The following is a 26,566-nucleotide window of genomic DNA, read 5'->3' as shown; positions in this document are numbered from 1 at the left end:
GACCGAATATGTCGCAGCATCGCAAGCAGGCAGGTTGTCGCACCCGATAAGCTGCGCAACCAATGGGCACCTCTAAAGACATTGCTTGTCTATCCGGTAGTCGTTTTTACAGATGCCCATTCATGGAAGGTGAATGTGACCTGAGTGTCTCGTCCAGCTTCACCCATCTGTCACCCTGTTAACCTCTGCCCGAGATTCAGGACCTGGGTGACGGATTGCCCCGACAGGGGTTTTGCACGCGACGCTTCCATCAATAACAAGCCCAAGCGGAGTACCACAGATGGCGTTCTTCACCGCAGCCAGCAAAGCCGACTTCCAGCAACAACTGCAAGCGGCACTGGCGCAGCACATCAGTGAACAGGCACTGCCACAAGTGGCGCTGTTCGCTGAACAATTCTTCGGCATTATTTCCCTCGATGAGCTGACCCAGCGCCGGTTGTCCGACCTCGCCGGCTGCACTCTTTCTGCCTGGCGCCTGCTTGAGCGCTTTGATCACGCGCAACCGCAAGTGCGCGTTTACAACCCGGATTACGAACGTCACGGCTGGCAGTCGACCCACACGGCGGTCGAAGTGCTGCATCACGATTTGCCATTTCTCGTGGACTCGGTGCGCACCGAGCTGAACCGTCGCGGTTACAGCATCCACACCTTGCAAACCACGGTGCTGAGCGTGCGTCGCGGCGCCAAGGGCGAGCTGCTGGAAATCCTGCCTAAAGGCACCCAGGGCGAGGGCATTCAGCAAGAATCGCTGATGTACCTTGAGATCGATCGTTGCGCCCATACCGCCGAACTCAATGTATTGAGCAAGGAGCTGGAGCAGGTTCTCGGTGAAGTCCGCGTTGCGGTCGCCGATTTCGAACCGATGAAAGTCAAGGTCCAAGAACTGATCGAAGGCATCGACAAGAGCAAATTTGCCGTCGATGCCGAAGAAAAGAGCGAGATCAAGGGCTTCCTCGAGTGGCTGGTAGGCAACCACTTCACGTTCCTCGGTTACGAAGAGTTTGTGGTTCGCGACGACAAGGATGGCGGTCATATCGAGTATGACCAGAACTCGTTCCTGGGCCTGACCCGATTGCTGCGCGCCGGCCTGACCGCCGAAGACCTGCGTATCGAAGACTACGCCGTGAACTACCTGCGCGAACCGACGCCGCTGTCGTTCGCCAAGGCTGCGCACCCAAGCCGTGTACACCGTCCGGCTTACCCTGACTACGTGTCGATCCGCCAGATCGATGCCAACGGCAAAGTCATCAAGGAATGCCGTTTCATGGGCCTGTACACCTCGTCGGTGTATGGCGAAAGCGTGCGGGTCATTCCGTACATCCGTCGCAAGGTCGACGTCATCGAACAGCGCTCCGGCTTCCAGTCCAAGGCGCACCTGGGCAAGGAACTGGCCCAGGTACTTGAAGTACTGCCGCGTGACGATCTGTTCCAGACGCCGGTCGACGAGCTGTTCAGCACCGTGATGTCGATCGTGCAGATCCAGGAACGCAACAAGATTCGCGTGTTCCTGCGTAAAGACCCGTACGGTCGCTTCTGCTACTGCCTGGCCTACGTGCCACGCGACATCTATTCCACCGAAGTGCGTCAGAAGATCCAGCAAGTGCTGATGGATCGCCTGAAAGCCAGCGATTGCGAATTCTGGACCTTCTTCTCCGAGTCCGTGCTGGCCCGTGTACAACTGATTCTGCGGGTCGACCCGAAGAACCGTCTGGACATCGACCCGCTGCTGCTGGAAAAAGAAGTGGTTCAGGCCTGCCGCAGCTGGCAGGACGACTACGCAAGCCTGGTCGTGGACAGTTTCGGCGAAGCCCAGGGCACCAATGTGCTGTCCGACTTCCCGAAAGGCTTCCCGGCTGGCTACCGCGAGCGTTTCGCCGCGCATTCGGCTGTGGTCGACATGCAGCACCTGCTGAGCCTGAGCGAAAAAAATCCGCTGGTCATGAGTTTCTATCAGCCGCTGGGTCAGGTGTCCGGTCAGCGTGAGCTGCACTGCAAGCTGTACCACGCCGATACCCCGCTGGCCCTGTCCGACGTCTTGCCAATTCTGGAAAATCTCGGTCTGCGCGTGCTGGGCGAGTTCCCGTATCGCCTGCGTCACAGCAACGGTCGCGAGTTCTGGATTCATGACTTCGCGTTCACCGCCGCTGAAGGCCTGGAACTCGATATCCAGCAGCTCAACGACACGCTGCAGGACGCCTTCGTCCACATCGTTCGCGGCGATGCCGAAAACGATGCATTCAACCGCCTGGTACTGACCGCCGGCCTGCCATGGCGCGACGTGGCGCTGCTGCGTGCTTACGCCCGTTACCTGAAGCAGATCCGTCTGGGCTTCGACCTGGGCTATATCGCCAGCACCCTGAACAACCACACCGATATCGCTCGCGAATTGACCCGGTTGTTCAAGACCCGTTTCTACCTGGCGCGCAAGCTGACCAGCGACGACCTCGACGACAAGCAGCTGCGCCTGGAGCAAGCGATTCTGAGCGCTCTGGACGACGTTCAGGTGTTGAACGAAGACCGCATCCTGCGTCGCTACCTGGACCTGATCAAGGCTACTCTGCGGACCAACTTCTATCAGACCGACGCCAACGGTCAGAACAAGTCCTACTTCAGCTTCAAGTTCAACCCGCACGCTATTCCAGAGCTGCCGAAGCCAGTACCGAAGTTCGAAATCTTCGTTTACTCGCCACGCGTCGAAGGCGTGCACCTGCGCTTCGGCAACGTGGCTCGTGGTGGTCTGCGCTGGTCCGACCGTGAAGAAGACTTCCGTACCGAAGTCCTGGGCCTGGTAAAAGCCCAGCAAGTGAAGAACTCGGTCATCGTGCCAGTGGGCGCCAAAGGCGGCTTCCTGCCGCGTCGCCTGCCACTGGGCGGCAGCCGTGATGAGATCGCAGCAGAAGGCATCGCCTGCTACCGCATCTTCATTTCCGGTCTGCTGGACATCACCGACAACCTGAAAGACGGCGCACTAGTACCGCCGGCCAACGTCGTGCGTCATGACGACGATGACCCGTACCTGGTAGTGGCAGCGGACAAGGGCACTGCGACCTTCTCCGACATCGCCAACGGTATTGCGATCGACTACGGCTTCTGGCTCGGTGACGCCTTCGCGTCGGGCGGCTCGGCCGGTTACGACCACAAGAAAATGGGCATCACCGCCAAAGGCGCGTGGGTTGGCGTACAACGTCACTTCCGCGAGCGCGGCATCAACGTCCAGGAAGACAGCATCACTGTCGTGGGTGTCGGCGACATGGCCGGTGACGTGTTCGGTAACGGTTTGTTGATGTCCGACAAGCTGCAACTGGTCGCAGCGTTCAACCATCTGCACATTTTCATCGACCCGAATCCACAGCCTGCCAACAGCTTCGCTGAGCGTCAGCGTCTGTTCGACCTGCCGCGTTCGGCGTGGTCGGATTACGACACCAGCATCATGTCTGAAGGCGGCGGGATCTTCTCCCGTAGCGCGAAGAGCATCGCGATTTCCCCGCAGATGAAAGAGCGCTTCGACATTCAGGCCGACAAGCTGACCCCGACCGAACTGCTGAACGCCTTGCTCAAGGCACCAGTGGATCTGTTGTGGAACGGCGGTATCGGTACGTACGTCAAAGCCAGCAGCGAAAGCCACGCCGATGTCGGCGACAAGGCCAACGATGCACTGCGTGTGAACGGCAACGAACTGCGCTGCAAAGTCGTGGGCGAGGGCGGCAACCTCGGTATGACCCAACTGGGTCGTGTCGAGTTCGGTCTCAATGGCGGCGGCTCGAACACTGACTTCATCGACAACGCCGGTGGCGTGGACTGCTCCGACCACGAAGTGAACATCAAGATCCTGCTCAACGAAGTGGTGCAGGCTGGCGACATGACCGAGAAGCAACGTAACCAGTTGCTCGGCAGCATGACGGATGAAGTCGGCGGTCTGGTTCTCGGCAACAACTACAAGCAGACCCAGGCCCTGTCCCTGGCAGCCCGTCGCGCCTACGTGCGGATTGCCGAGTACAAGCGCTTGATGAACGACCTGGAAGGCCGTGGCAAGCTGGACCGTGCCATCGAGTTCCTGCCGACGGAAGATCAACTGAACGAGCGCGTTGCGGCAGGCCATGGCCTGACCCGTGCCGAACTCTCGGTACTGATCTCCTACAGCAAGATCGACCTCAAGGAGCAGTTGCTCAACTCCCTGGTACCGGATGACGACTACCTGACCCGCGACATGGAAACCGCTTTCCCGCCGATGCTGGTCAGCAAGTTCTCCGAGGCCATGCGTCGTCACCGTCTGAAGCGTGAGATCGTCAGCACCCAGATCGCCAACGATCTGGTCAACCACATGGGCATCACCTTCGTTCAGCGACTCAAAGAGTCGACCGGCATGAGCCCGGCGAACGTGGCCGGCGCCTATGTGATCGTGCGTGACATCTTCCATCTCCCGCACTGGTTCCGTCAGATCGAAGCCCTGGATTACCAGGTTTCGGCCGACGTACAACTGGAACTGATGGATGAGCTGATGCGTCTGGGCCGTCGTGCCACTCGCTGGTTCCTGCGCAGCCGTCGCAACGAACAGAACGCAGCGCGAGACGTCGCGCACTTCGGTCCACATCTGGCAGCGCTGGGCCTCAAGCTCGACGAACTGCTGGAAGGCCCGACCCGCGAAGGCTGGCAGACCCGCTATCAGGCCTACGTCGCCGCTGGCGTACCTGAATTGCTGGCGCGCATGGTTGCAGGCACTAGTCACCTGTACACCCTGTTGCCAATCATCGAGGCGGCGGATGTGACCGGCCAGAACGCAGCGGACGTGGCCAAGGCCTACTTCGCCGTGGGCAGCGCGCTGGACCTGACCTGGTACCTGCAACAGATCAGCGCTTTGCCGGTGGAAAACAACTGGCAAGCGCTGGCCCGTGAAGCGTTCCGTGACGACATCGACTGGCAGCAACGGGCGATCACCATCTCGGTCCTGCAAATGGGCAACGACGACCAGGACGTGGAAGCGCGTCTGGCCTTGTGGATGGACCAGAACCAGACCATGGTCGAGCGCTGGCGCGCCATGCTGGTGGACATCCGTGCCGCCAGCGGCACCGACTACGCCATGTACGCGGTCGCCAACCGCGAACTGCTGGACCTGGCGTTGAGCGGTCAAGCGGTGGTGCCTGTCACGACCGTTGCAATCGCTGAACTGGAGCCTGCTGCCTGATCATCAGGCGCTGAATAAAAAGCCCCGTCTCGAGAGAGACGGGGCTTTTTTTTGTTGTCTGTGCGGTGAGCATTGTCGGTCAGGGGGTGAAGTTCACGTCAATCACTTGATAAAAAGCGGCTGCCGTATTGGCCACGTCCCAAACGGCGAGAATGACGTGGTACCCCGCGCGATCAGGCAGTGTCATCGTGTGTTGGTGAATGGGTGGTGGGTACAAAACGTCGGATCCAGGGGCATGATACGGCTGGAATGTGTTCAGGAATACCTGGAACGGTTTGTCTTCGAAATGCTCCCTTGCTAGTGGCTCGTTGTGGTTCCAGCCCGCTTTGGTGATCCAGTATGACCATCGACGGGTTTTGTGGACCTGCCTGTATTCCCAGATGACATTAAACGGACCCGGCCTGACATTGTGTTTTTTCCAGTGAGAGCCGGTTGCGTTGAGCAGGGCACGAGCATCCGCCGTATGTCCGCCACTGGCAATCTCGCCATCAGCGGGAGGTGTGCGGCTGTAGACGTCATCTGGAGCATCAGGGTCCGGCAAATTACCCACCCGTGCGGGAAACCCTTTTCCACCCTCACACTCATTGACTTGACCGAAATCCAGTTTGCCCTCTTCATAGAGGAACTGCGCACGGGATTGTGGATTGGAGATCCTGCCATGCCTGGGCAGAGGCACGTTTCTGGCTGCTAGCTCGACTAACAAACTATCAAGGAATCCGTTTACGTCGTCCGACGAGAGTTGTTTTAGATTAATCTGAGAGAGTTGTCCGTTTTGTGAAGCCATCGCATCGATACTCCATTCAATGAAACCACCAAAGACCGGACGAAAGTCCGTCGGCCCGTCTGCTGTCTGTCGAGGTGGATTAGAGAAGGAAGGATCAATCACTGTCTACTGTCAGAGTTGACAGTAGACAGTTGTATCTAGCTGTGTTTTTCAGGTCTGGCAGGGAGGTCGAAGTTAGTTATTTGACGGTGCGTAAATCTTCGCTTGATAACGAAAGTTTATCTGACGGTTTGGTCAGTAAATTACTGAGCGACTGGTCAAACTTTTGCAGCGCACGAACTTGAATAGTCTGCTGTTCGTTGATGTCGGCAACGATCTCTTGGGTGGGTTTGAAGTCCGCCCATACCGGGCTCAGACTTTTTGCCTCATGGCCTTGAGCGGTTCCAATGTAATTGAACCTGGCGTCATAGAAATTCGCTGTGACGTCGGCTTGTACATTGGAACTGCGCGAGGTGATGAGTTGACTATGGGTATCGATGACCGCCACGACATCCGGTTTCGCGGCGTTAAGACTTTGCATGTCCGGGTAAACCGTCACCGAGCCGAACTGCCGTTGCAGGGAGGCCTTGATCCAATTCACCGCCATGTCCGGTTGGGAGGTGGAAACATAGGCGTCGTGGATCGGCTGCACCAGTAGGCTCTGGCCAAAACCGGTGCCGGCGTTGGCCTGGTAGTCCTTGAGGTAGGCACGGCTGTTCTGGGTGTTCTGGCTGTAGACAATACCCAGTGACACGTTCGGACCGTTGGTGACATGGGTGGCGCTGGAGCGCACGAGTGGTGCAGTGAAGTAATTGCTCAGCGCGGCTTGCTCTTCTGGCGCGGTGGGCACCGAACAGCCGGTTAATAAGGCAGTGAGGCTGATGCTGGTTACCAGGACTATGTTCATGGTGTGTCTCCAGTGAAACACATTCAATCGGGGAGTTTGACGGGTCGAACAGTGTCGACGTAGCTCCAGACTAAACCTGTTGGCTGGAAATTAAATAGCCAATAGTTCCACTGGTCGGAGGACTGATTTATTAGGGATTTAAAAGTGCGTAGTTGATTTCCCAAGGAAATAAACAGGGCCCGAATATAGAGTTAAGGCCCCGTTACTTATGGCTGGAAGCGCGGGTATTAGTTTTTCAATAGCGTCAGTAGTGCATCGTGTCGACGCGTTAAACGATGGGGAAACAGTTGAAGTCGACACTGCTGGCCAGTCGGCTGTCGATCAGGCTGATGAAGCCTTGAACTTGCGGGCAGTAGAAGTGTGATTGCATGGCGGTTTCGGACTGCCAGCGGGCACTGACCGTCCATCGATTGTCATCCTCCGGGCAGCGGTCGACCATGTAGGAATCGCAGCCTGGGAGCTCACGCAATGTCTCGACGATCTTCTGCAATTGCTTGCCCAGTTCATCCGAGCGGCCAGCGGCGGCCTGTACCTGGACCGTATTGATTATTTCGTTGGGCATCGCACACGCTCCTGTATCAAGCCGGACGAGGCTCGCTCAAGGTGGGATAACGCTTGTGCAGGATAGGCCTGTGGTTGGTAGCGGCCAACAGCCAATTGGCAGTAAAAGCGCCATACCAATAGACCTCAACAGACTTGCTGCAAAATGTCCCGCAGACGGTCAAGGGCACTATCGATGTCCAGGGTTTCGATGGAGCCGAAGCCCATGAACAGCCCGGCCCGTGGTGGTTGCTGATAGTAAAAACCGTTCAGGCCATACAGGCCGACGTCGAGTTTTTTCGCCAGTGTGATGACCAGCGGGACATCCACCTCGACTTTGCACAGCAAGGCCATATGAAAGCCGGCAGTGGTTGGCACCGCTTCGAGCCAGGGCGAAAGGTCCCCAGCAACGCGTGCGAGGATTCGCTCGCGCCGCCCGGCATAGACCGTATGGCAGCGGCGGATGTGTTTCAGCAGGCAGCCTTCGGCGATGAACTTGGCCAAGGCCCATTGCGGCAGGGTCGAGGTGTGCAGGTCGGTCAGTTGCTTGGCGCGGATCACCGCGTCGAGAATGGCCGGCGGCAGGATCGTGTAACCCAGGCGCAATTCTGGCAGCAGGGTTTTCGAAAAAGTCCCGACGTAGGCGACGATCCCGCGCTCATCCATGCTTTGCAGGGAGTCGGTGGGGCGGCCCGCGTAGCGGAACTCACTGTCGTAGTCGTCCTCGATAATGATCGCGCCCAGCTCATGTGCCCTTGCCAGCAAGGCTTCGCGCCGTGCCTGGCTCATCGGCATGCCGAGCGGGAACTGGTGAGAGGGCGTGACATAGATCAGCCGGGTTCCATCGGGAATCAGCTCGACTTGAATGCCTTGCTCATCCACCGGCACCCCGACCACTTCGGCGCCGTGAGAGGCGAACAACAGGCGTGCCGGCGGGTAGCCGGGATCTTCCATCGCGACGAGGCTGCCGGGCTCGGTCAGTACGCGGGAGATCAGGTCCAGTGCTTGTTGCGCGCCGTTGCACACCACCACGTCGTCGTCCTGGCAATTGACCCCGCGAGAAAAGGCGATATGCCGGGCGATCGCGTTGCGCAGCGCCGGCAGGCCTTCCGGCTCGCTGTAAAAACCCTTGGAGCCAGCAATCTGCCGCAGCGCATGGGCGGTGCAGCGGCGCCAGTCATCCTGAGGAAACAGGCCTTTGCTGGTGGCACCGCCGATGAACTCGTAACGCAGCGAACCTTCCTGGGTGGGGTGGCGCAAGAACCATGGCATGTTGCGCCAACGCTCGAGGGTGTCGGCGCTCGCCAGTTCGGAGTGGCTCTGTTTGCGGACGATAGTCGAGGGACGGGGATTGACGTAGGTGCCTTTGCCGATCCTTCCGGTGAGGAAGTTCTCGTAGGTCAACTGCGCGTAGGTATCGGAAATGGTCTTACGTGAGATGCCCAATTGCTCGGCGAGCAAGCGGCTCGGCGGTAGCTGTGTCCCGGCGGCCAGGCGACCCGACTCGATGGCGCTACGCAGTTGCTGATACAGCTGACCTGCGAGGTCCTTGCGGCCGTTGATCACAACATGAAGTTCCATACCCGCGAGGCTCCTGCGCCAGTTGGTGTTTCGGGTTGACGTGTGTGACATCAGATTACCCGTATTGCGGTGTCGGGAAGAAGTTGCAGCGCATCCATATTCGCGCCTCGTCGCGCTATGGCTGTCGTCATCCGGGTGATGATCCGTTTAGACTCGATGGCCATGCCACTTCCAAGGAGGAATCACCATGTCAGCCATCGATCCTGTGATCAGCATTGAGCGTATGAGCGAAGCCCACATCGAGGGCATCACCGCGCTTTACTGCGGATAACGAAGCGGCGATCGGGCTGTATCGCAAGTTTGGTTTCGACACAGAAGGCTTATTTCGCGAGTATGCAGTGCGCGATGGGGTGCTGGTGGATGCCCTGAGCATGGCGCGCTTGCGCCGTCTGCTCAAGGCGCGCTGAGTCAGTCGCCGAGGGCGAACGCCAGCGCAGCTTGCGCATACCGTTCAGCGGCATCCGGGACCAATACGCTCCTGTTGATGACTGAATGCGGCCTACAATGTCCGCGATCCGGCAGCGGAGTAAACCCTTGGCGCGGCGCTGAAGTGTCAGCAGGGTGTGCATGCCCGGTTTTAGTCGTACGCCGGCAGCGTGCATCTGCCATGCTCAAAGTCCGCAGTACTGCTTCAACCAAAGGAACACAGCAATGGATGACGTACAGCAACTGGGTGAGATGCTTCGCCACTACGCAGAAAGCGAAGCGCACAAGAAGCAGCTGTTTGAAACCCAATCGGCAGTGTGGGCAACACGAATTGGCGAGTTGTTCGGGCAGATCGAGCAGTGGTTGGCCCCGGTCAAGGCCCCGCATTTGCTGGAGGTGAGCCGCGAAGCCTATGTGGCGTTCGGGGCGAACGTGCCGGTCGAAAGCTCGACCTTCAAGACCGAAAAACTGAGCATCTTGATTGCCGGCAAACCGGTGGAAATCGTGCCGGAAGTGATGGGTGCCGGTGGGCTGATTACACTGGCGGTCATGGGCTTGACCGCTGCGCGTTACGGCAGCGTGTCGCTGGTGTGCCAACCCCCTTCGACTGACTGGCAGTGGCGCAAGACCAATGGCCTGAAAGACCCGGACACCTTTGCCTTCGACGCGAATTTCCTGGCGCAGCAGTTGCAGAGCCTGATACCGCGCGATCGGGGTTAAGTCGAGTTCTGGCAGGTGTGAGCCTTTGTGGCGAGGGGGCTTGCCCCCGTTCGGCTGCGAAGCAGTCGTAAAACCGGCAGATGCATTTTCCCTGACACAATACGATCAGCGACTTTTGGACCGCTTTGCGCTCCAACGGGGGCAAGCCCCCTCGCCACAGGGGGGGTGGTTTGGCATCAAATCTCCATGTTTCCCCAGCCTGGCCTGGCCTCTTCGGGTGCAACGGCTTTCACTGTCTTGCCCGTCGCCAACTCTACCCGCCGTGCCACTTCCGGGTCATCGGCAAACGGCATCAGACTGGCATCTTCCAGGCTTTCGGCCGACTGATGCTTCAAGCAATACTCCACCGATAAATACAGGCACGCCACGCCCAACAGATCCAACATGACTTCGATCATGACAAACATTCCCTGAGGTGAGAGACGCAAGCCGGTGGGGCTTGCGTCATGGGCCGGATCAAGCGATCTGCGCTTCTTGCTCAGCGATTTTCAGGTCGGCGACCCGCACGGTGCGCCAGGTGTTGTAAGCCATCAGCAGCATGCCGCTGAGGAAGAACACGCCGCCGACGAAACGCACGATGAAGCCAGGATGGCTGGCCACCAGGGTTTCGACGAAGGAATAGGTCAGCGTGCCATCGTCGTTGATGGCGCGCCACATCAGGCCCTGGGTGATGCCGTTGACCCACATCGAGGCGATATACAGCACCGTGCCGATGGTGGCGAGCCAGAAGTGCGTGTTGATCAGGCTGATGCTGTACATCTGCTCGCGGCCGAAGACTTTCGGGATCATGTGATACAGCGAGCCGAAGGTGATCATCGCCACCCAGCCCAAGGCGCCGGCGTGTACGTGGCCGATGGTCCAGTCGGTGTAGTGGGAGAGGGCGTTGACCGTTTTGATGGCCATCATCGGCCCTTCGAAGGTCGACATGCCGTAGAACGCCAGCGACAGCACCAAAAACCGCAGGATCGGGTCGGTGCGCAACTTATGCCAGGCACCCGAGAGGGTCATCATGCCGTTGATCATGCCGCCCCAGCTCGGCGCCAGCAGGATCAGCGACATCGCCATGCCCAGTGATTGCGCCCAGTCCGGCAGTGCGGTGTAGTGCAAGTGGTGTGGGCCTGCCCAGATGTACAGGGTAATCAGCGCCCAGAAATGCACGATCGACAACCGATAGGAATACACCGGCCGGCCGACCTGTTTCGGCACGAAGTAATACATCATCCCGAGGAAGCCGGTGGTCAGGAAGAAGCCCACTGCGTTGTGCCCATACCACCACTGCACCATCGCATCGGTGGCCCCGGAATACACCGGATAGGACTTGAACCAGTCCACCGGAATCGACAGGTGATTGACCACGTGCAGCATGGCGATCACCACAATGAACGCACCGAAGAACCAGTTGCCGACGTAGATGTGCTTGGTCTTGCGCTGCACCACGGTGGTGAAAAACACTATGGCGTAGGCGACCCAGACTACCGTCATCCACACCGCGCCGGAGAATTCGATCTCGGCGTATTCCTTGGTGGTGGTGTAGCCCAGGGGGAGAGTGATCAGCATGCTGACGATCACCGATTGCCAGCCCCAGAAGGTGAAGGCGGCGAGTTTGTCGCTGTACAGTCGCACCTGGCAGGTGCGCTGAACCGCGTAGTAACTGGCGGCAAATTGTGCGCTGCCGGCAAAACCGAAAATCACCAGGCTGGTGTGCAGCGGGCGCAAGCGACCAAAGGTGGTCCAGGGCAAATCGAGGTTCGCCTCCGGCCACACCAGTTGCGAGGCGATCCACACGCCCATCGCCATCCCGATAACACCCCATACCACTGTTGCCACGACGAATTGGCGGACGACCTTGTAGTTATAGGCCTGTCCGATTGCTGCTGTGCTCATGGTCAATGCTTCCACGGTTGCAAAGTCTTGCCAGGCCACCCGGTCTGGCATGCGGTCAACTGTAGAAACCCTTGTCGAAACAAAACAGACTCAGAAAAACTGCATTAATACGGATCAGATGTAAGGCCTGCCTGCGGTGATCTGCCGCGCCCTGATATGGTTTTTTAGTCTTTAGCTGAATCTGTAACCACCTGAGCCGCTACTGCATAGTCACTCCCCCAGAAACGAGCCGCAGAGCCCGATCAACCCTGATGAGGTAGCGACATGTATCAGTACGATGACTATGACCGGGCCCTGGTCTTTGAACGGGTTGCGCAGTTTCGCGATCAGGTCGAGCGGTTCATGGCTGGAGCCTTGAGTGAGGAAGAGTTTTTGCCGTTGCGCCTGCAAAACGGCCTGTACATGCAAAAGCACGCCTACATGCTGCGGGTGGCCATTCCTTACGGCACCCTCAGCGCCCGGCAGATGCGTACGCTGGCGAGCATCGCCTGGGATTACGATCGGGGTTACGGGCACTTCACCACCCGGCAGAACATGCAATTCAACTGGATCGAACTGGCCCAGGTGCCGGACATCCTCGAGCGCCTGGCCCAGGTCGAAATGCATGCGATCCAGACCTCCGGCAACTGCGTGCGCAACATCACCACCGAAGCCTTTGCCGGGGTGGCGGCAGATGAGCTGATCGACCCACGGCCCTTGGCGGAAATCCTCCGGCAGTGGTCGACCATCAACCCCGAATTCCTGTTTTTGCCACGTAAATTCAAGATCGCCATCTGCTCGGCGGAACAGGACCGTGCGGCGATCATGATGCATGACATCGGCCTCTATCTTTACCGCGACGCGGCGGGGCAGATGCTGCTGCGGGTGATCGTTGGCGGCGGTCTGGGGCGCACACCGATCCTCGGTTTGCAGATCCGTGAAGGGTTGCCGTGGCAGCATTTGCTGTCCTACGTCGAGGCGGTGTTGCGGGTCTACAACCGCCACGGTCGACGTGACAACAAGTACAAGGCGCGGATCAAGATTCTGGTCAAGGCGCTGGGCATCGAGGCCTTTGCCCAGGAAGTCGAGCAGGAGTGGCAACACCTCAAGGACGGCCCGGCGCAGTTGACCGACGTCGAATATCAGCGCGTCGCCAGCGCATTCGTGCCACCCACCTATGAGCCGCTAGCCGACACCGACCTGGACTTCGGTACTCGCCTGACCGAGAACCCGGCGTTCGCGCGTTGGGTCGCGCGTAACGTACAGCCGCACAAAGTACCTGGCTACACCAGCGTGGTGTTGTCGACCAAACCTGGCATGGCCTCGCCGCCCGGTGATGTCACAGATGCGCAGATGGACGCGGTGGCCGACTGGTCCGAGCAGTTCGGTTTTGGCGAAATCCGCATTGCCCATGAACAGAATATTGTCCTGCCGGATGTACCCAAGGCTGACTTGTACGCATTGTGGTGCCTGGCCTGCGAGCGCGGACTGGGCTGCGCCAACATCGGCTTGCTGACTGACATCATTGCCTGCCCCGGCGGCGATTTCTGCGCGCTGGCCAATGCCAAATCGATCCCCATCGCCCAAGCGATCCAGGCACGTTTCGATGACCTGGATTACCTCCACGACCTGGGCGATATCAGCCTGAATATCTCTGGCTGCATGAACGCCTGTGGTCATCACCACATCGGCAATATCGGCATCCTCGGCGTCGATAAGAATGGCAGCGAGTGGTACCAGATCACCCTCGGTGGATCACAGGGCAAGAACAGCGCGTTGGGCAAGGTCATCGGTCCGTCGTTCAGCGCCGCCGAAGTACCGCAGGTGATCGAGCGGATCATCGCGACCTTTGTCCGCTATCGCGAGAGCGAAGAACTGTTTGTCGATACCTTGCAGCGCATCGGTCTGGAGCCGTTCAAGGAACGCGTTTATCCCAAGAGCCTGGAGGTCGTCGCATGAATAATCTGCTGCGGTTGGAAGAAGGTGCTGCGCTTAAGGCCGACGACGACCCGTGGACGCTGGTCAGGGACCTGGAAAGCCAACTGCCAACGGGGCCGCTGATCTTGCCGCTGGCCTTGTGGCTGATGCGCCGTATTGAACATCATCCGTCACGAGACGCGGTGTGGCTGGGGCCGGATGACGAGGTCGAAAGTCTCAAGCCGTGGCTCAAGCTGATACCCATGATCGCGCTGGAGTTTCCAAGTTTTCGCGATGGCCGGGCTTACAGCCAGGCTTACCTGTTGCGCACGCGTTTGGGCTGGGCGGGGGAGTTGCGGGCGATTGGCGATGTGCTGCGCGACCAGCTCAGCCATATGCGCCAATGCGGTTTCGATGCGTTCGCGGTGCGTGAAGACAAATGCGCTGAAGATGCCCTGAAGGGGCTGGTGGGGATGAGCGTGCATTACGGTCGCTCGGTGATCGAGCCACGACCGTTGTTTCGTCGACGCTGATCAATACGTTCAACAGATCCGGGTGATGTGTGCACCCACGGTTGCGTGGGTGCACACGGTTTGCGTATCACTGCAACTTACGGGTTGATCGGCGTCAGCGGCGGCAGTTTCCATTGACCGTTGCCGACCTGAGGCTGGGGCAGGTACAGGCGCAACACCGCGTAGAACGGGCCGTGCGGCGCCGGTAGCCAGTTGCTGCGCTGATCCTTGAGCGGCTCGGAGTGCTGCAGGTAAAGAGTCAGGCCGCCGTCCGGGTCGCGCTTGAAGGTGGACAGCATGCGCGAGTTGAGCAGGTAGCGTTTCTTGTGGTTGGGCACCAGCAGCTTGGTCTTGCCGTCGTACATGGTCAGCGACCAGAACGCGTCGGCCGGTGGCAGTTGATCCTTGTCAAAGTGCACGGTGTAGCTGTGTCTCGCGCCGTTGGCCGGTTTGCCCAGGCTGTCGACGAGATAACTGAATTTGGCTGCTTCATCAGCGGAGTTGCCAAAGATCCCCAGGTTGGCGCCGGCGTAGCGGTACAGATAATTGTTGTTCAAGTGGTCGCGGGTACCGAACAAGTCACCGTTGCTGACCTGATGGGTATCGATCTTGTCTTTCTTGAACGCCGCGTACTCGGCCTTGGCATCGGCGATACCGTCTTCGAGGGCCTTGCGTTGTTCGGCGGTGAGGGTTTTGAGGTCGTACGGCTGGCCGCCAACAATGCCGATTTTCGCGAAGCGTGCCAGTTGGTCTTTTTCAACGTCTTGCGCCGGGGCGAAGCCGAGCATGAAGTTCAGGTAGCGGAACAGCTCCGGGCTGTCACTCATGGTCGGAGTAGGCTTGGGCCAGTCGATTTTTGGTGCGGCGGCCGGTGCCGGTTGCCCCAGGTATTGGCTCAGCGTCTGAACCTTGTAGCCGTGCTGGATTTTCTTGACCTTCTCCAGGTCCTTTTCATCAAACAGCTGGGTACGGTACAGCGCATAGGCAATATTGCTTTCGCTACGTACCAGGCGATCGATCTTGAGCGGTTGCTGACCTTGCCATTCAGGACCGGCAATCATGAAGGTCCCGCCCTTGTTACCCGTGCTGCGGGTGCCCAGGTACGCAAAGTTCTGGGTATAGAGGTCGACCAGTTGTACCGAGTAGTAACGCTCTTCGGCGATCTGCGGCAGGGTCACAACCACAGGCTCGGCGCGCAGGTCCATCCAGAGAAATGAGCTGGGAGTGTCCGGGTTTGGGGTAACGAACGCGGTGTCCTTGGGGGTGAACGCTCTTGCCGTATTGCTGATATGGTTGAGCGGTGCCTTGAAGTTCGGACCGTTCTTGTCCACCGCCTGGGTGTACAGGGTCTTGTACATCTCCACCACCGGGAAGCCGTAGAGATACGCGTCTTTGGCGATCCCCCGGGCTTCTTCGGGGCTGGCGCTGAAATCTGCCCAGGCGCTTGCGCTCAGTAGCAAAGAGAGGCCGGCGAGCAACAGGCGGGTCGGTTTTTCGATGGTCATTGCACAGTCCTATGGATAAGCGCGATTCAGGTGTCATTTCACGGGCGTAATGTCGTCGAGTTTGCGGTTTTTGTCGAAACAAGTTTCCGTTACCGAACAAAGGTGCACGTCATTGCGGGTCGTTACCTGGTCACTTTGTACATAAAGTCCCCTAGATTTCGTGCGCCAAAATAATAAGCCTATTCACAGGCTTGCATGTGAAAAGCGCTGTAATACGGTAAATGTTGAGTGCTAATCTATCGGTATTCGTGCTCAAGGAAGGACACTGTCAATGCCTGTTCTGGAACTCTCCACGCTGATCAGAGGACAAACACCCGCACAGGTTCTCGATTTTTGCCTTGAAGGCAGCAACTTCCCGAAAATCTTCCCGGAACGGGTGACGCCATTAGGCAACATCGACGTGAACGACTTGCGCATTGCTGCCGGTCGGGAGTTCAGTTTTCGTCACTGGATGTTCGGCTGTATTCCGGCGACCTGGATCGTGACGATTCGCGAGGTCAGCGATAGCCATTTCATTGACGAAATGCTCAAGGGGCCGATGGCTGCATTTCGTCATGAGCACCGGGTCGCGGCGGTGGAGGGCGGGACGCTGTACACCGATCGCGTGACCTATGCGGCCATTGGCGGTGCACTTTTCGAGTGGTTGATGGTCAATGCCTACATGCGGCGGATTTTCGAGGCGCGGCACCGCAATATGCTTCAATTATTGGGTTGAAGCGCCCCCCCGTAGGAGCAAGGCTTGCCCGCGATTGGAACATCGCGGTGCAACAGTCTGACCGCGTTATCGTTCTTCGCGGGCAAGCCTCGTTCCTACAGAAATCGGCGTATATCCAATGTACGCAACGACCTATCACAATTTGTATCTGGCCATAGGTCGTCGGACAATTTCGTGGTTAACTTCGACCTCTTCGATATTTTCCAAACAACGTTCAGAAGGACTCCGTTCATGGCTCAAGTCACCCTCAAAGGCAATCCGGTTCAAGTCAACGGCCAACTGCCACAAGCCGGCTCCAAGGCGCCAGCCTTTTCCCTGGTTGCCGGCAATCTGTCCGACGTGACCCTGGCAAGCTTCGCCGGCAAGCGCAAAGTGCTGAACATCTTCCCAAGCATCGACACTCCGACCTGCGCCACGTCGGTACGCAAGTTCAACGCTCAGGCCAACGACGTGGCCAACACCGTTGTCCTGTGCATCTCGGCTGACCTGCCGTTCGCCCAGGCACGTTTCTGCGGCGCTGAAGGCCTGGAAAACGTTCAGAACCTGTCGACCCTGCGCGGCCGTGAGTTCATCGAAAACTACGGCGTTGCCATTGCCGACGGCCCGCTCAAAGGCCTGACCGCCCGTGCAGTGGTCGTACTCGACGAAAACGACACTGTGCTGCACAGCGAGCTGGTCAAAGAAATCGCTGAAGAACCAAACTACGAAGCGGCGTTGGCCGTTTTGAAGTAACCGCATCTTACAATTGTTAACGGCCTGGCTCTGTCCAGGCCGTTTTCATTTGTGCTTCAGTGCTTTAGCAAAAAATCGCAAAAGCAGGCTGAAGGTAAATTGCCGGTAAAGGCGCTTTGCTTCAATGCCGTCAGTGCTTATCGTTCACTCTCCCGTATAAAGATGCCCACACGCGCCCAATGGTTGATCATTCCATGCAATCCTCTGCTTCTCGTCATTCCCGTCGCTGGCTATTTGGCCTGCTGGTCCTGTTGGTCATTGCCGGCCTGTGCTGGAAGTTCTGGCCAGGCGGTACGGCTCACAAAGACGCCCCTGTAGCTAAAGCGGCGGCGGGGCATGTCGGCAAGTCTGGCGGGATGCGTCCGGGGTTTGGTGGCGCCACAGGACCGGTCCCGGTTCGGGTCGCGCCTGCTGTCGTGGGTGATTTCCCGCTGTACTACAAAGCGCTGGGCACGGTCACTGCGCTGAACACCATCAATGTGCGCAGCCGTGTGGGCGGCGAACTGGTGAAGATTGCGTTTGAAGAAGGGCAGATGGTCAAGGCTGGCGACCTGCTCGCCGAGATCGACCCGCGCCCTTACCAGAACGCCTTGTTGCAGGCCGAAGGCACGTTGTTGCAGAACCAGGCACAGTTGAAAAACGCGCAGGTGGATCTGGAACGCTATCGCGGTTTGTATGCGCAAGACAGTATCGCCAAACAGACCCTCGACACCGCCGCTGCGCTGGTGGGGCAGTACCAGGGCACGGTCAAGACCAATCAGGCGGCGGTCAACGACGCCAAACTCAATCTGGAATTCACCAAGATCCGTGCGCCGATCACCGGGCGCGTCGGCCTGCGGCAGCTGGACGTCGGCAACCTGGTGTCTGCCAATGACACCACGTTCCTGGCGGTCATTACCCAGACCCAGCCGATCAGCGTGGTCTTTACTTTGCCGGAAAATACGCTCGATACCGTGCTGACCCGCTACCACTCTGGTGCCAAACTGCCGGCTGAAGCCTGGGATCGTGGCGATACCAAATTGCAGGCCAGCGGTGTCTTGCAAAGCCTCGACAACCAAATCGACACCACCACCGGCACACTGAAGTTCAAGGCACGCTACGACAACCGCGATCTGGCGCTGTTCCCGAATCAGTTCGTCAACGTCCGACTGCTGGCCGACACCCTCAAGGGCGTGGTGCTGGCGCCTTCGGCAGCCATTCAGTTCGGGACCAACGGCACTTTTGCCTACGTCCTGGACGGTGATAAAAAAGTCACCATTCGCCCGTTGAAGATCGGCGCCAGCGATGGCGACAACACGGTGATCCAGGAAGGCTTGAAAGCCGGTGATCGCGTGGTTCTGGAAGGCACTGACCGCCTCAAGGAGGGCAGTGAAGTCGAGGTGGTCAACGACAGCAGTAATGTCGCCCCCGCGACCCCGACGGATAACCAGGACCCATCGACCAACGCCACGACTGATCCGAAAGCCACCGGCAAGGCGCACAAGGGTCGCGCATGAACATCTCGCGGCTGTTTATCCTTCGCCCGGTAGCCACCACCCTGAGCATGCTGGCCATTGTTCTGGCGGGCATGATTGCCTACAAGTTGCTGCCGGTCTCGGCATTGCCTCAGGTCGATTATCCGACCATTCGGGTCATGACCCTGTACCCGGGCGCCAGTCCGGACGTGATGACCAGTGCGGTCACCGCGCCACTTGAGCGCCAGTTCGGGCAAATGCCCGGCCTGACCCAAATGGCCTCGACCAGTTCCGGCGGCGCCTCGGTGCTGACCCTGCGCTTCAGCCTCGACATCAACATGGACGTCGCCGAGCAGCAGGTGCAGGCGGCGATCAACGCGGCGACCAATCTGTTGCCCAAGGACTTGCCGGCACCGCCGGTGTACAACAAGGTCAACCCGGCGGACACCCCGGTACTGACCCTGGCGATCACCTCCAAAACCATGCTGCTGCCCAAACTCAATGATTTGGTCGACACGCGCATGGCGCAGAAAATCGCCCAGATCAGTGGCGTCGGCATGGTCAGTATCGCCGGCGGCCAGCGTCAGGCCGTGCGGATCAAGGTCAACCCGCAAGCCCTGGCGGCCAACGGCTTGAACCTGTCGGACGTACGCACCTTGATCGGCGCGTCCAACGTCAACCAGCCCAAAGGTAACTTCGACGGCCCGACCCGGGTCTCGATGCTCGATGCCAACGATCAGTTGACCTCGCCCAAGGATTACGCCGAACTGATTCTGGCCTACAAGAACGGCGCGCCGTTGCGACTCAAGGACGTCGCGCAGATTGTCGATGGCGCCGAAAACGAACGCCTCGCCGCGTGGGCCAATGAAAACCAGGCCGTGCTGCTGAACATCCAGCGTCAGCCGGGTGCCAACGTGATCGAGGTGGTCGACCGGATCAAGGCCCTGTTGCCGAGCATCACCGATAACCTGCCGGCCGGCCTCGACGTTACCGTGCTGACCGACCGCACCCAGACCATTCGCGCGTCTGTCACCGACGTGCAGCACGAATTGCTGATCGCCATCGCCCTGGTGGTGATGGTGACGTTCCTGTTCTTGCGCCGTGCCAGCGCCACGATCATTCCGTCGATTGCAGTGCCGTTGTCGTTGATCGGCACCTTTGGCGTGATGTACCTGGCCGGTTTCTCGGTCAATAACCTGACCTTGATGGCGTTGACCATTGCCACCGGTTTTGTGGTGGACGACGCGATCGTCATGCTGGAAAACATTTCGCGGTTCATCGAGGAGGGCGACAGCCCATTGCAGGCGGCGCTCAAGGGTGCCAAGCAGATCGGTTTCACCCTGATCTCGCTGACGTTGTCGCTGATTGCGGTATTGATTCCGCTGTTGTTCATGGCCGATGTGGTGGGGCGGCTGTTCCGCGAGTTTGCGATTACCCTGGCGGTGGCGATCCTGATTTCCCTGGTGGTTTCGCTGACCCTGACGCCAATGATGTGCGCGCGGCTGCTCAAGCGTGAACCCAAGCCAGAAGAGCAGGGCCGTTTCTACCGGGCCAGCGGTGCGTGGATCGACTGGCTGATCGCCGCCTACGGGCGCAAGTTGCAGTGGGTGCTTAAGCACCAGCCGCTGACCTTGCTGGTGGCCATCGCTACCCTGGGCCTGACGGTGTTCCTGTACATCGTGGTGCCCAAGGGCTTTTTCCCGGTGCAGGACACCGGGGTGATCCAGGGTATTTCCGAGGCGCCGCAGTCGATTTCCTTCGCCGCCATGAGCCAGCGTCAGCAGGAGCTGGCCAAGGTCATCCTGGCCGATCCGGCGGTGCAAAGCCTGTCGTCCTATATCGGAGTCGACGGCGACAACGCGACCCTGAACAGCGGGCGCTTGCTGATCAATCTCAAGCCGCATAAAGAACGTGATCTGAGCGCGGCCCAAGTGATCAGCCGGTTGCAGCCGCAGCTGGACAAACTGGTGGGCATTCGTCTGTTCATGCAACCGGTGCAGGATCTGACCATCGAAGACCGGGTCAGCCGCACACAGTACCAATTCAGCATGTCGTCGCCGGATGCCGAGATGCTCAGCCTGTGGAGCGGGCGACTGGTCGAGGCGCTGCGCAAGCAACCCGAGCTGACTGATGTTGCCAGTGACTTGCAAGCCAAGGGCTTGCAGGTCTATCTGGTGATCGACCGTGATGCAGCTTCGCGAATCGGCGTTTCGGTGTCGAACATCACCGACGCGCTGTACGACGCTTTTGGCCAGCGGCAGATCTCGACCATTTACACCCAGGCCAGCCAATACCGCGTGGTGATGCAGGCGCAGGACGGCGAGAAGATCGGCCCGCAGGCGCTGGAGCAGATTCACGTCAAGACCACCAATGGCGGCCAGGTGCGGCTGTCCAGCCTGGCCCACGTCGAAGAGCGCCAGGCGCAATTGGCGATTGCGCATATCGGCCAGTTCCCGGCAGTGATGATGTCCTTCAACCTCGCGCCCGGCGTGGCGCTGGGGCAGGCCGTCGAGCTGATCAACAAAGTGCAGCAGGACATCGGCATGCCGCTCGGGGTGCAGACTCAGTTCCAGGGTGCGGCCCAGGCGTTCGAGGCTTCGCTGTCGAGCACCTTGCTGCTGATTCTGGCGGCGGTGGTGACCATGTACATCGTGCTCGGCGTGCTGTACGAGAGCTACATTCACCCGATCACCATTCTCTCGACGCTGCCATCGGCGGCGGTCGGCGCCTTGTTGGCGTTGATTCTCAGCGGCAATGACCTGGGCATGATTGCGATCATCGGCATCATCTTGCTGATCGGCATCGTCAAGAAGAACGCGATCATGATGATCGACTTCGCCCTCGACGCCGAGCGCAATCAGGGCATGGACCCGGCGACCGCGATCTATCAGGCGGCGCTGCTGCGTTTCCGGCCTATCCTGATGACCACCCTGGCCGCGTTGTTTGGCGCGGTGCCGTTGATGCTCGCCACCGGTTCGGGGGCCGAACTGCGTCAGCCATTGGGTCTGGTGATGGTCGGTGGCCTGCTGGTGAGCCAGGTGCTGACGCTGTTTACCACGCCAGTGATCTATCTGTACTTCGACCGCCTCGGTCGGCGCTGGCGGCGTGCGCCTGAGCGCCTGGAGCCGGTAGAGCAGCCATGAACCTGTCCGGACCTTTCATTCGCCGGCCGGTAGCGACGATGTTGTTGAGCCTGGCGATCATGCTGCTGGGCGGCGTGAGTTTCGGCTTGCTGCCGGTGTCGCCGCTGCCGCAAATGGATTTCCCGGTGATCGTGGTGTCGGCGAGCCTGCCGGGCGCGAGCCCCGAGGTCATGGCGTCCACCGTGGCGACGCCGCTGGAGCGATCTTTCGGCGCCATCGCCGGGGTCAACACCATGAGCAGCCGATCCAGCCAGGGGTCGACCCGGGTGATCCTGCAATTTGACATGGACCGCGACATCAATGGTGCGGCGCGCGAAGTGCAGGCGGCGATCAACGCCTCGCGCAACCTGCTGCCCAGCGGTATGCGCAGCATGCCGACCTACAAGAAGGTCAATCCGTCCCAGGCGCCGATCATGGTGCTGTCGCTGACCTCGGATGTGCTGGAAAAAGGTCAGCTCTATGACCTCGCCTCGACGATCCTCTCGCAAAGCCTGTCCCAGGTGCCCGGTGTCGGCGAAGTGCAAATCGGCGGTAGTTCGTTGCCGGCGGTACGTATCGAACTTGAACCACAACTGTTGAACCAGTACGGCGTAGCGCTGGATGACGTGCGCAACACCATCGCCAACGCCAACGTGCGCCGGCCCAAAGGCTCGATCGAAGATGATCAGCGGATGTGGCAGGTACAGGCCAACGACCAGTTGGAAAAGGCCAAGGATTATGAGCCGCTGATCATTCGCTACCAGAATGGCTCGGCATTGCGCCTGGGCGATGTGGCCAAGGTTCGCGACAGCGTCGAAGACCGCTACAACAGCGGTTTCTTCAACGACGACGCGGCAGTGCTGTTGGTGATCAACCGCCAGGCCGGCGCCAACATCATTAAAACGGTCAACGATATCAAGGCGCAGTTGCCGGCGTTGCAGGCGGTGTTGCCGGCCAGCGTCAAGCTGAATCTGGCGATGGACCGTTCACCGGTGATCAAGGCGACCCTGCACGAAGCGGAAATGACCCTGCTGATTGCCGTGGCGCTGGTGATTCTGGTGGTATTCCTGTTCCTCGGTAACTTCCGCGCGTCGTTGATCCCGACGCTGGCGGTACCGGTGTCGTTGGTCGGTACGTTCGCGGTGATGTACCTCTATGGCTTTTCGCTGAACAACCTGTCGCTGATGGCGCTGATTCTGGCCACGGGACTGGTGGTGGACGATGCGATCGTGGTGCTCGAAAACATTTCGCGGCACATCGACGAAGGGATCGCGCCGATGAAGGCCGCGTACCTGGGCGCCAAGGAAGTCGGTTTTACCTTGCTGTCGATGAACGTCTCGCTGGTGGCGGTGTTCCTGTCGATTCTGTTCATGGGCGGGATCATCGAGAGCCTGTTCCGCGAGTTTTCGATAACGCTTGCAGCGTCAATCGTGGTGTCGCTGGTGGTCTCGCTGACCCTGACACCGATGCTCTGTGCCCGCTGGCTGAAACCCCACACGCCAGGCGAAGAAAACCGTTTGCAGCGCGCCAGCCGGCGAGCCAACGACTGGATGGTCAAGCACTATGCCAACGGCCTGGATTGGGTGCTGCGGCATAAGCGGCTTACGCTGCTCAGCCTGTTTGTCACCATTGGCGTCAACATCGCCTTGTATGTGGTGGTGCCAAAGACCTTCCTGCCACAGCAGGACACCGGTCAACTGATCGGTTTTGTCCGCGGCGACAATGGCCTGTCGTTCAATGTCATGCAGCCGAAAATGGAAACCTTCCGCCGTGCAGTGTTGAAAGACGCTGCAGTGGAAAGTGTCGCCGGTTTTATTGGCGGGACCAACGGCACCAATAACGCTTTCATGCTGGTGCGCCTGAAGCCGATCAAGGAACGCAATATCTCTGCGCAGAAGGTCATCGAGCGCCTGCGCAAGGAAATGCCCAAGGTCGCCGGTGCCCAATTGATGCTGATGGCCGACCAGGACTTGCAGTTTGGCGGTGGCCGCGAGCAGACCACCTCGCAATACACCTACATCCTGCAAAGCGGCGATTTATCGGCGTTGCGCGAGTGGTACCCGAAAGTCGTCGCTGCGCTCAAGGCGCTGCCTGAACTGACGGCCATCGACGCTCGCGAAGGGCGGGGGGCGGCGCAAGTGACGCTGGTGGTCGATCGTGATCAGGCCAAGCGCTTGGGCATCGACATGGCCATGGTCACTGCGGTGTTGAACAACGCCTATAGCCAGCGCCAGATCTCGACCATTTACGACAGCCTCAATCAGTATCAGGTGGTGATGGAGGTCAATCCGAAGTACGCCCAGGACCCGATCACCCTCAATCAGGTCCAGGTGATCACCGCTGCAGGTGCGCGCATTCCGCTGTCGGCGATTGCCCACTATGAAAACAGCCTGGAAAACGACCGGGTCAGCCATGAAGGACAGTTCGCTTCCGAAAGCATCTCTTTTGATATGGCCGAAGGCGTCACCGTTGAACAAGGCTCGGCCGCCATCGAACGGGCGATTGCCAAGCTGGGGTTGCCGGAAGAAGTGATCGCCAAGATGGCCGGCACTGCCGACGCTTTCGCGGCGACCCAGAAGAGTCAGCCGTGGATGATTCTCGGTGCGCTGGTGGCGGTGTATCTGGTGCTGGGCGTGCTGTACGAAAGTTACGTGCACCCGCTGACGATCCTGTCGACATTACCTTCGGCAGGGGTCGGTGCGTTGCTGTCGATCTATGTGCTGGGCGGCGAGTTCAGCCTGATTTCGCTGCTCGGGCTGTTTTTGCTGATCGGCGTGGTGAAGAAAAACGCCATTCTGATGATTGACCTCGCGTTGCAGCTTGAGCGCCATCAGGGCATGGAACCGCTGGAGTCGATTCGCGGTGCGTGTCTGTTGCGTCTGCGGCCGATTCTGATGACTACCCTGGCGGCGATTCTGGGCGCCTTGCCCTTGTTGCTCAGCACCGCCGAAGGCGCGGAAATGCGCCAGCCACTGGGCCTGACCATTATCGGCGGGTTGATTTTCAGCCAGGTGCTGACGCTTTTTACCACCCCGGTGGTTTACCTCTATCTCGACCGTTTGCGCCATCGGGTCAACCGCTGGCGTGGGGTTCGTACCGATGCTTCTCTGGAAACTCCGCTATGACTGACCGTTGCCCACTCAACCTCGACGCACCGATGGCCCGGCGCCTGGTATCGGCCCGCGGTTCGCGTTTACTGAGTCTTTCGCTTAGCGTCTTGATGCTCAGTGCCTGCGCCATCGGCCCGGATTATCAGCGTCCGACAGTGGCCGAGCCGGCACAGTACAAGCAGGCAGACGGTTGGCGTCAGGCGACGCCGAGTGATTCATTGGCGCGTGGTGCCTGGTGGGAACTGTACGGTGATCAGCAGCTCAACGGGCTGGTCGAAAAACTCAACAGTGCCAACCAGACCGTTGCCCAGTCCGAAGCCCAGTACCGTCAGGCTCAAGCTTTGGTACGCAGTGCCCGAGGTGCGTTTTTTCCGACGGTTGATCTGAGCGCCGGGAAAACCCGTTCGAGTCAGGGCACTGGCAGCAGCAGTTCAAGCCTGAGCAGTACCAACAGTGGCATTCGCGACACCTATAACACTCAGCTTGGGGTGAGTTGGGAAGCGGACGTCTGGGGCAAATTGCGTCGTGGCCTGGAAGCCAACAAGGCCAGTGCCGATGCGAGTTTTGCCGACCTGGCCGCGATGCGCCTGAGCCAGCAATCGGAGCTGGTGCAGAACTACCTGCAATTGCGAGTGATCGACCAGCAAAAGCGCCTGCTGCAAGCCACGGTCGAAAATTATCAGCGCTCGCTGAAAATGACCGAAAACCAGTACCGTGCGGGAGTGTCCGGCAAGGACGCAGTCGCCCAGGCGCAAACCCAGCTCAAAAGCACTCAGGCCGACATGGTCGACCTGATCTGGCAGCGTGCGCAGTTCGAGAACGCGATTGCGGTGCTGATCGGCTTGCCGCCGGCTGACTTCAATCTGGCTGAAACGCAGAACATTCCAGCATTGCCGCAGGTACCGCTGAGCCTGCCCTCGCAACTGCTGGAGCGGCGCCCGGACATTGCCTCCGCCGAGCGTTCGGTGATTGCTGCCAACGCCAACATCGGCGTGGCCAAGGCGGCTTACTACCCGGACCTGACCTTGAGCATGAGTGGCGGCTACAGCAGTAGCACTTACTCTAACCTGATCAGCTTGCCGAACCGTTTCTGGTCGGTAGGGCCGAAACTCGCCATGACCTTGTTCGATGGCGGCCAGCGCTCGGCGGAAGTCGACCGAACCGAGGCTGCCTATGACCAGACCGTGGCGAAGTATCGGCAAACCGTGCTCGACGGGTTCCGCGAAGTTGAAAACTACCTGGTGCAGCTCAAGGTCATGGAAGACGAAGCTGCGGTGCGTCAGGAAGCGCTGGACGCGGCCCGCGAGTCATTGCGCCTGACCCTGAACCAGTACAAGGCCGGGTTGATCGCCTACCTTGATGTGGTGGTGGTCCAGGCCACAGCGCTGAGCAACGAGCGTAGCGTGCTGAGCTTGCAGCAAAGCCGGCTGATTGCCAGCGTGAACTTGATCGCCGCATTGGGCGGTGGCTGGGATGGTCAGACCCAGGTCAGCAAGAAAGACTAGGATAGAGCGCTT

General features: G+C 59.2%; 17 protein-coding genes and 1 pseudogene. 11 read left to right on the top strand and 7 right to left on the bottom strand.

Translation table 11 applies throughout. The features are described 5' to 3' along the window. The first annotated feature begins 280 nt into the window (after positions 1–280). Positions 281–5,182, top strand: a complete 4,902-nt coding sequence (locus KRR23_RS09180; protein WP_216742251.1) for an NAD-glutamate dehydrogenase — start codon at positions 281–283, stop codon at positions 5,180–5,182. A 79-nt stretch (positions 5,183–5,261) separates the two neighbouring features. Here KRR23_RS09180 and KRR23_RS09175 read toward each other — a convergent pair whose 3' ends face one another. From KRR23_RS09175 to KRR23_RS09160, 4 genes are all read right to left on the bottom strand, one after another. Continuing rightward, positions 5,262–6,068 (bottom strand): lytic polysaccharide monooxygenase auxiliary activity family 9 protein, encoded by an 807-nt coding sequence (locus tag KRR23_RS09175; protein ID WP_216742250.1) that lies wholly within the window; start codon positions 6,066–6,068, stop codon positions 5,262–5,264. A 76-nt stretch (positions 6,069–6,144) separates the two neighbouring features. Then, positions 6,145–6,852 (bottom strand): ATPase, encoded by a 708-nt coding sequence (locus KRR23_RS09170; protein WP_216742249.1) that lies wholly within the window; start codon positions 6,850–6,852, stop codon positions 6,145–6,147. 268 nt (positions 6,853–7,120) lie between these two features. Then, on the bottom strand, positions 7,121–7,414 hold the full coding sequence (locus KRR23_RS09165; RefSeq protein WP_216742248.1) for an antibiotic biosynthesis monooxygenase family protein: 294 nt from the start codon (positions 7,412–7,414) through the stop codon (positions 7,121–7,123). A gap of 125 nt (positions 7,415–7,539) precedes the next feature. Continuing rightward, the gene (locus tag KRR23_RS09160; RefSeq protein WP_216742247.1) at positions 7,540–8,973 is read right to left on the bottom strand and encodes a PLP-dependent aminotransferase family protein; all 1,434 of its coding nucleotides are present in this window, start codon (positions 8,971–8,973) and stop codon (positions 7,540–7,542) included. Between the two features lie 263 nt (positions 8,974–9,236). Here KRR23_RS09160 and KRR23_RS09155 point away from each other — a divergent pair. Together KRR23_RS09155 and KRR23_RS09150 are read left to right on the top strand one after the other, a co-directional pair. Further along, positions 9,237–9,380, top strand: a pseudogene (locus KRR23_RS09155) (GNAT family N-acetyltransferase); the annotation flags it as partial. Positions 9,381–9,624: 244 nt separating this feature from the next. Continuing rightward, positions 9,625–10,119: a hypothetical protein gene (locus tag KRR23_RS09150; protein ID WP_054597012.1), complete on the top strand. Its 495-nt coding sequence runs from the start codon at positions 9,625–9,627 to the stop codon at positions 10,117–10,119. A gap of 176 nt (positions 10,120–10,295) precedes the next feature. Here the strand turns inward: KRR23_RS09150 and KRR23_RS09145 are convergent, their stop codons facing one another. Then, positions 10,296–10,517, bottom strand: a complete 222-nt coding sequence (locus KRR23_RS09145; RefSeq protein ID WP_216742246.1) for a cbb3-type cytochrome c oxidase subunit 3 — start codon at positions 10,515–10,517, stop codon at positions 10,296–10,298. 58 nt (positions 10,518–10,575) lie between these two features. After that, on the bottom strand, positions 10,576–12,003 hold the full coding sequence (gene ccoN / locus KRR23_RS09140; protein WP_103319758.1) for a cytochrome-c oxidase, cbb3-type subunit I: 1,428 nt from the start codon (positions 12,001–12,003) through the stop codon (positions 10,576–10,578). A gap of 264 nt (positions 12,004–12,267) precedes the next feature. Between ccoN and KRR23_RS09135 the strand changes: the two genes are divergently transcribed. Both KRR23_RS09135 and KRR23_RS09130 read left to right on the top strand, forming a co-directional pair. Continuing rightward, positions 12,268–13,941: a nitrite/sulfite reductase gene (locus KRR23_RS09135; RefSeq protein ID WP_216742245.1), complete on the top strand. Its 1,674-nt coding sequence runs from the start codon at positions 12,268–12,270 to the stop codon at positions 13,939–13,941. Beyond that, on the top strand, positions 13,938–14,432 hold the full coding sequence (locus tag KRR23_RS09130) for a DUF934 domain-containing protein (RefSeq protein ID WP_216742244.1): 495 nt from the start codon (positions 13,938–13,940) through the stop codon (positions 14,430–14,432). The genes KRR23_RS09135 and KRR23_RS09130 overlap by 4 nt, the downstream gene beginning before the upstream one ends. Positions 14,433–14,509: 77 nt before the next feature. On the opposite strand, the gene KRR23_RS09125 is transcribed toward KRR23_RS09130, so the two are convergent. After that, the gene (locus tag KRR23_RS09125; protein ID WP_216742243.1) at positions 14,510–15,916 is read right to left on the bottom strand and encodes a DUF1254 domain-containing protein; all 1,407 of its coding nucleotides are present in this window, start codon (positions 15,914–15,916) and stop codon (positions 14,510–14,512) included. A 271-nt stretch (positions 15,917–16,187) separates the two neighbouring features. Between KRR23_RS09125 and KRR23_RS09120 the strand changes: the two genes are divergently transcribed. From KRR23_RS09120 to KRR23_RS09095, 6 genes are all read left to right on the top strand, one after another. Then, positions 16,188–16,631 carry a polyketide cyclase gene (locus KRR23_RS09120; protein ID WP_216742242.1) on the top strand — a complete coding sequence of 148 codons (444 nt, stop codon included), beginning with the start codon at positions 16,188–16,190 and terminating at the stop codon, positions 16,629–16,631. Between the two features lie 231 nt (positions 16,632–16,862). Then, positions 16,863–17,363, top strand: coding sequence for a thiol peroxidase (gene tpx, locus KRR23_RS09115; protein ID WP_019690760.1), 501 nt, complete (start codon positions 16,863–16,865; stop codon positions 17,361–17,363). A 179-nt stretch (positions 17,364–17,542) separates the two neighbouring features. Then, on the top strand, positions 17,543–18,859 hold the full coding sequence (locus KRR23_RS09110; protein ID WP_216742241.1) for an MdtA/MuxA family multidrug efflux RND transporter periplasmic adaptor subunit: 1,317 nt from the start codon (positions 17,543–17,545) through the stop codon (positions 18,857–18,859). Next, positions 18,856–21,960 carry an MdtB/MuxB family multidrug efflux RND transporter permease subunit gene (locus KRR23_RS09105; protein ID WP_216742240.1) on the top strand — a complete coding sequence of 1,035 codons (3,105 nt, stop codon included), beginning with the start codon at positions 18,856–18,858 and terminating at the stop codon, positions 21,958–21,960. The genes KRR23_RS09110 and KRR23_RS09105 overlap by 4 nt, the downstream gene beginning before the upstream one ends. Then, positions 21,957–25,064, top strand: a complete 3,108-nt coding sequence (locus KRR23_RS09100; RefSeq protein ID WP_216742239.1) for an efflux RND transporter permease subunit — start codon at positions 21,957–21,959, stop codon at positions 25,062–25,064. The genes KRR23_RS09105 and KRR23_RS09100 overlap by 4 nt, the downstream gene beginning before the upstream one ends. Next, the gene (locus KRR23_RS09095) at positions 25,061–26,554 is read left to right on the top strand and encodes an efflux transporter outer membrane subunit (protein WP_216742238.1); all 1,494 of its coding nucleotides are present in this window, start codon (positions 25,061–25,063) and stop codon (positions 26,552–26,554) included. Before KRR23_RS09100 ends, KRR23_RS09095 begins: the two co-directional genes overlap by 4 nt. Positions 26,555–26,566: the final 12 nt, after the last annotated feature.

This window comes from Pseudomonas sp. CVAP#3 (assembly GCF_018986375.1).
In the GTDB taxonomy this organism is placed as follows: Bacteria; Pseudomonadota; Gammaproteobacteria; order Pseudomonadales; family Pseudomonadaceae; genus Aquipseudomonas; species Aquipseudomonas helvetica.
The sequence above is the reverse complement of the archived record's forward strand: the minus strand, read 5'-3'. Positions and strand labels throughout refer to the sequence as shown.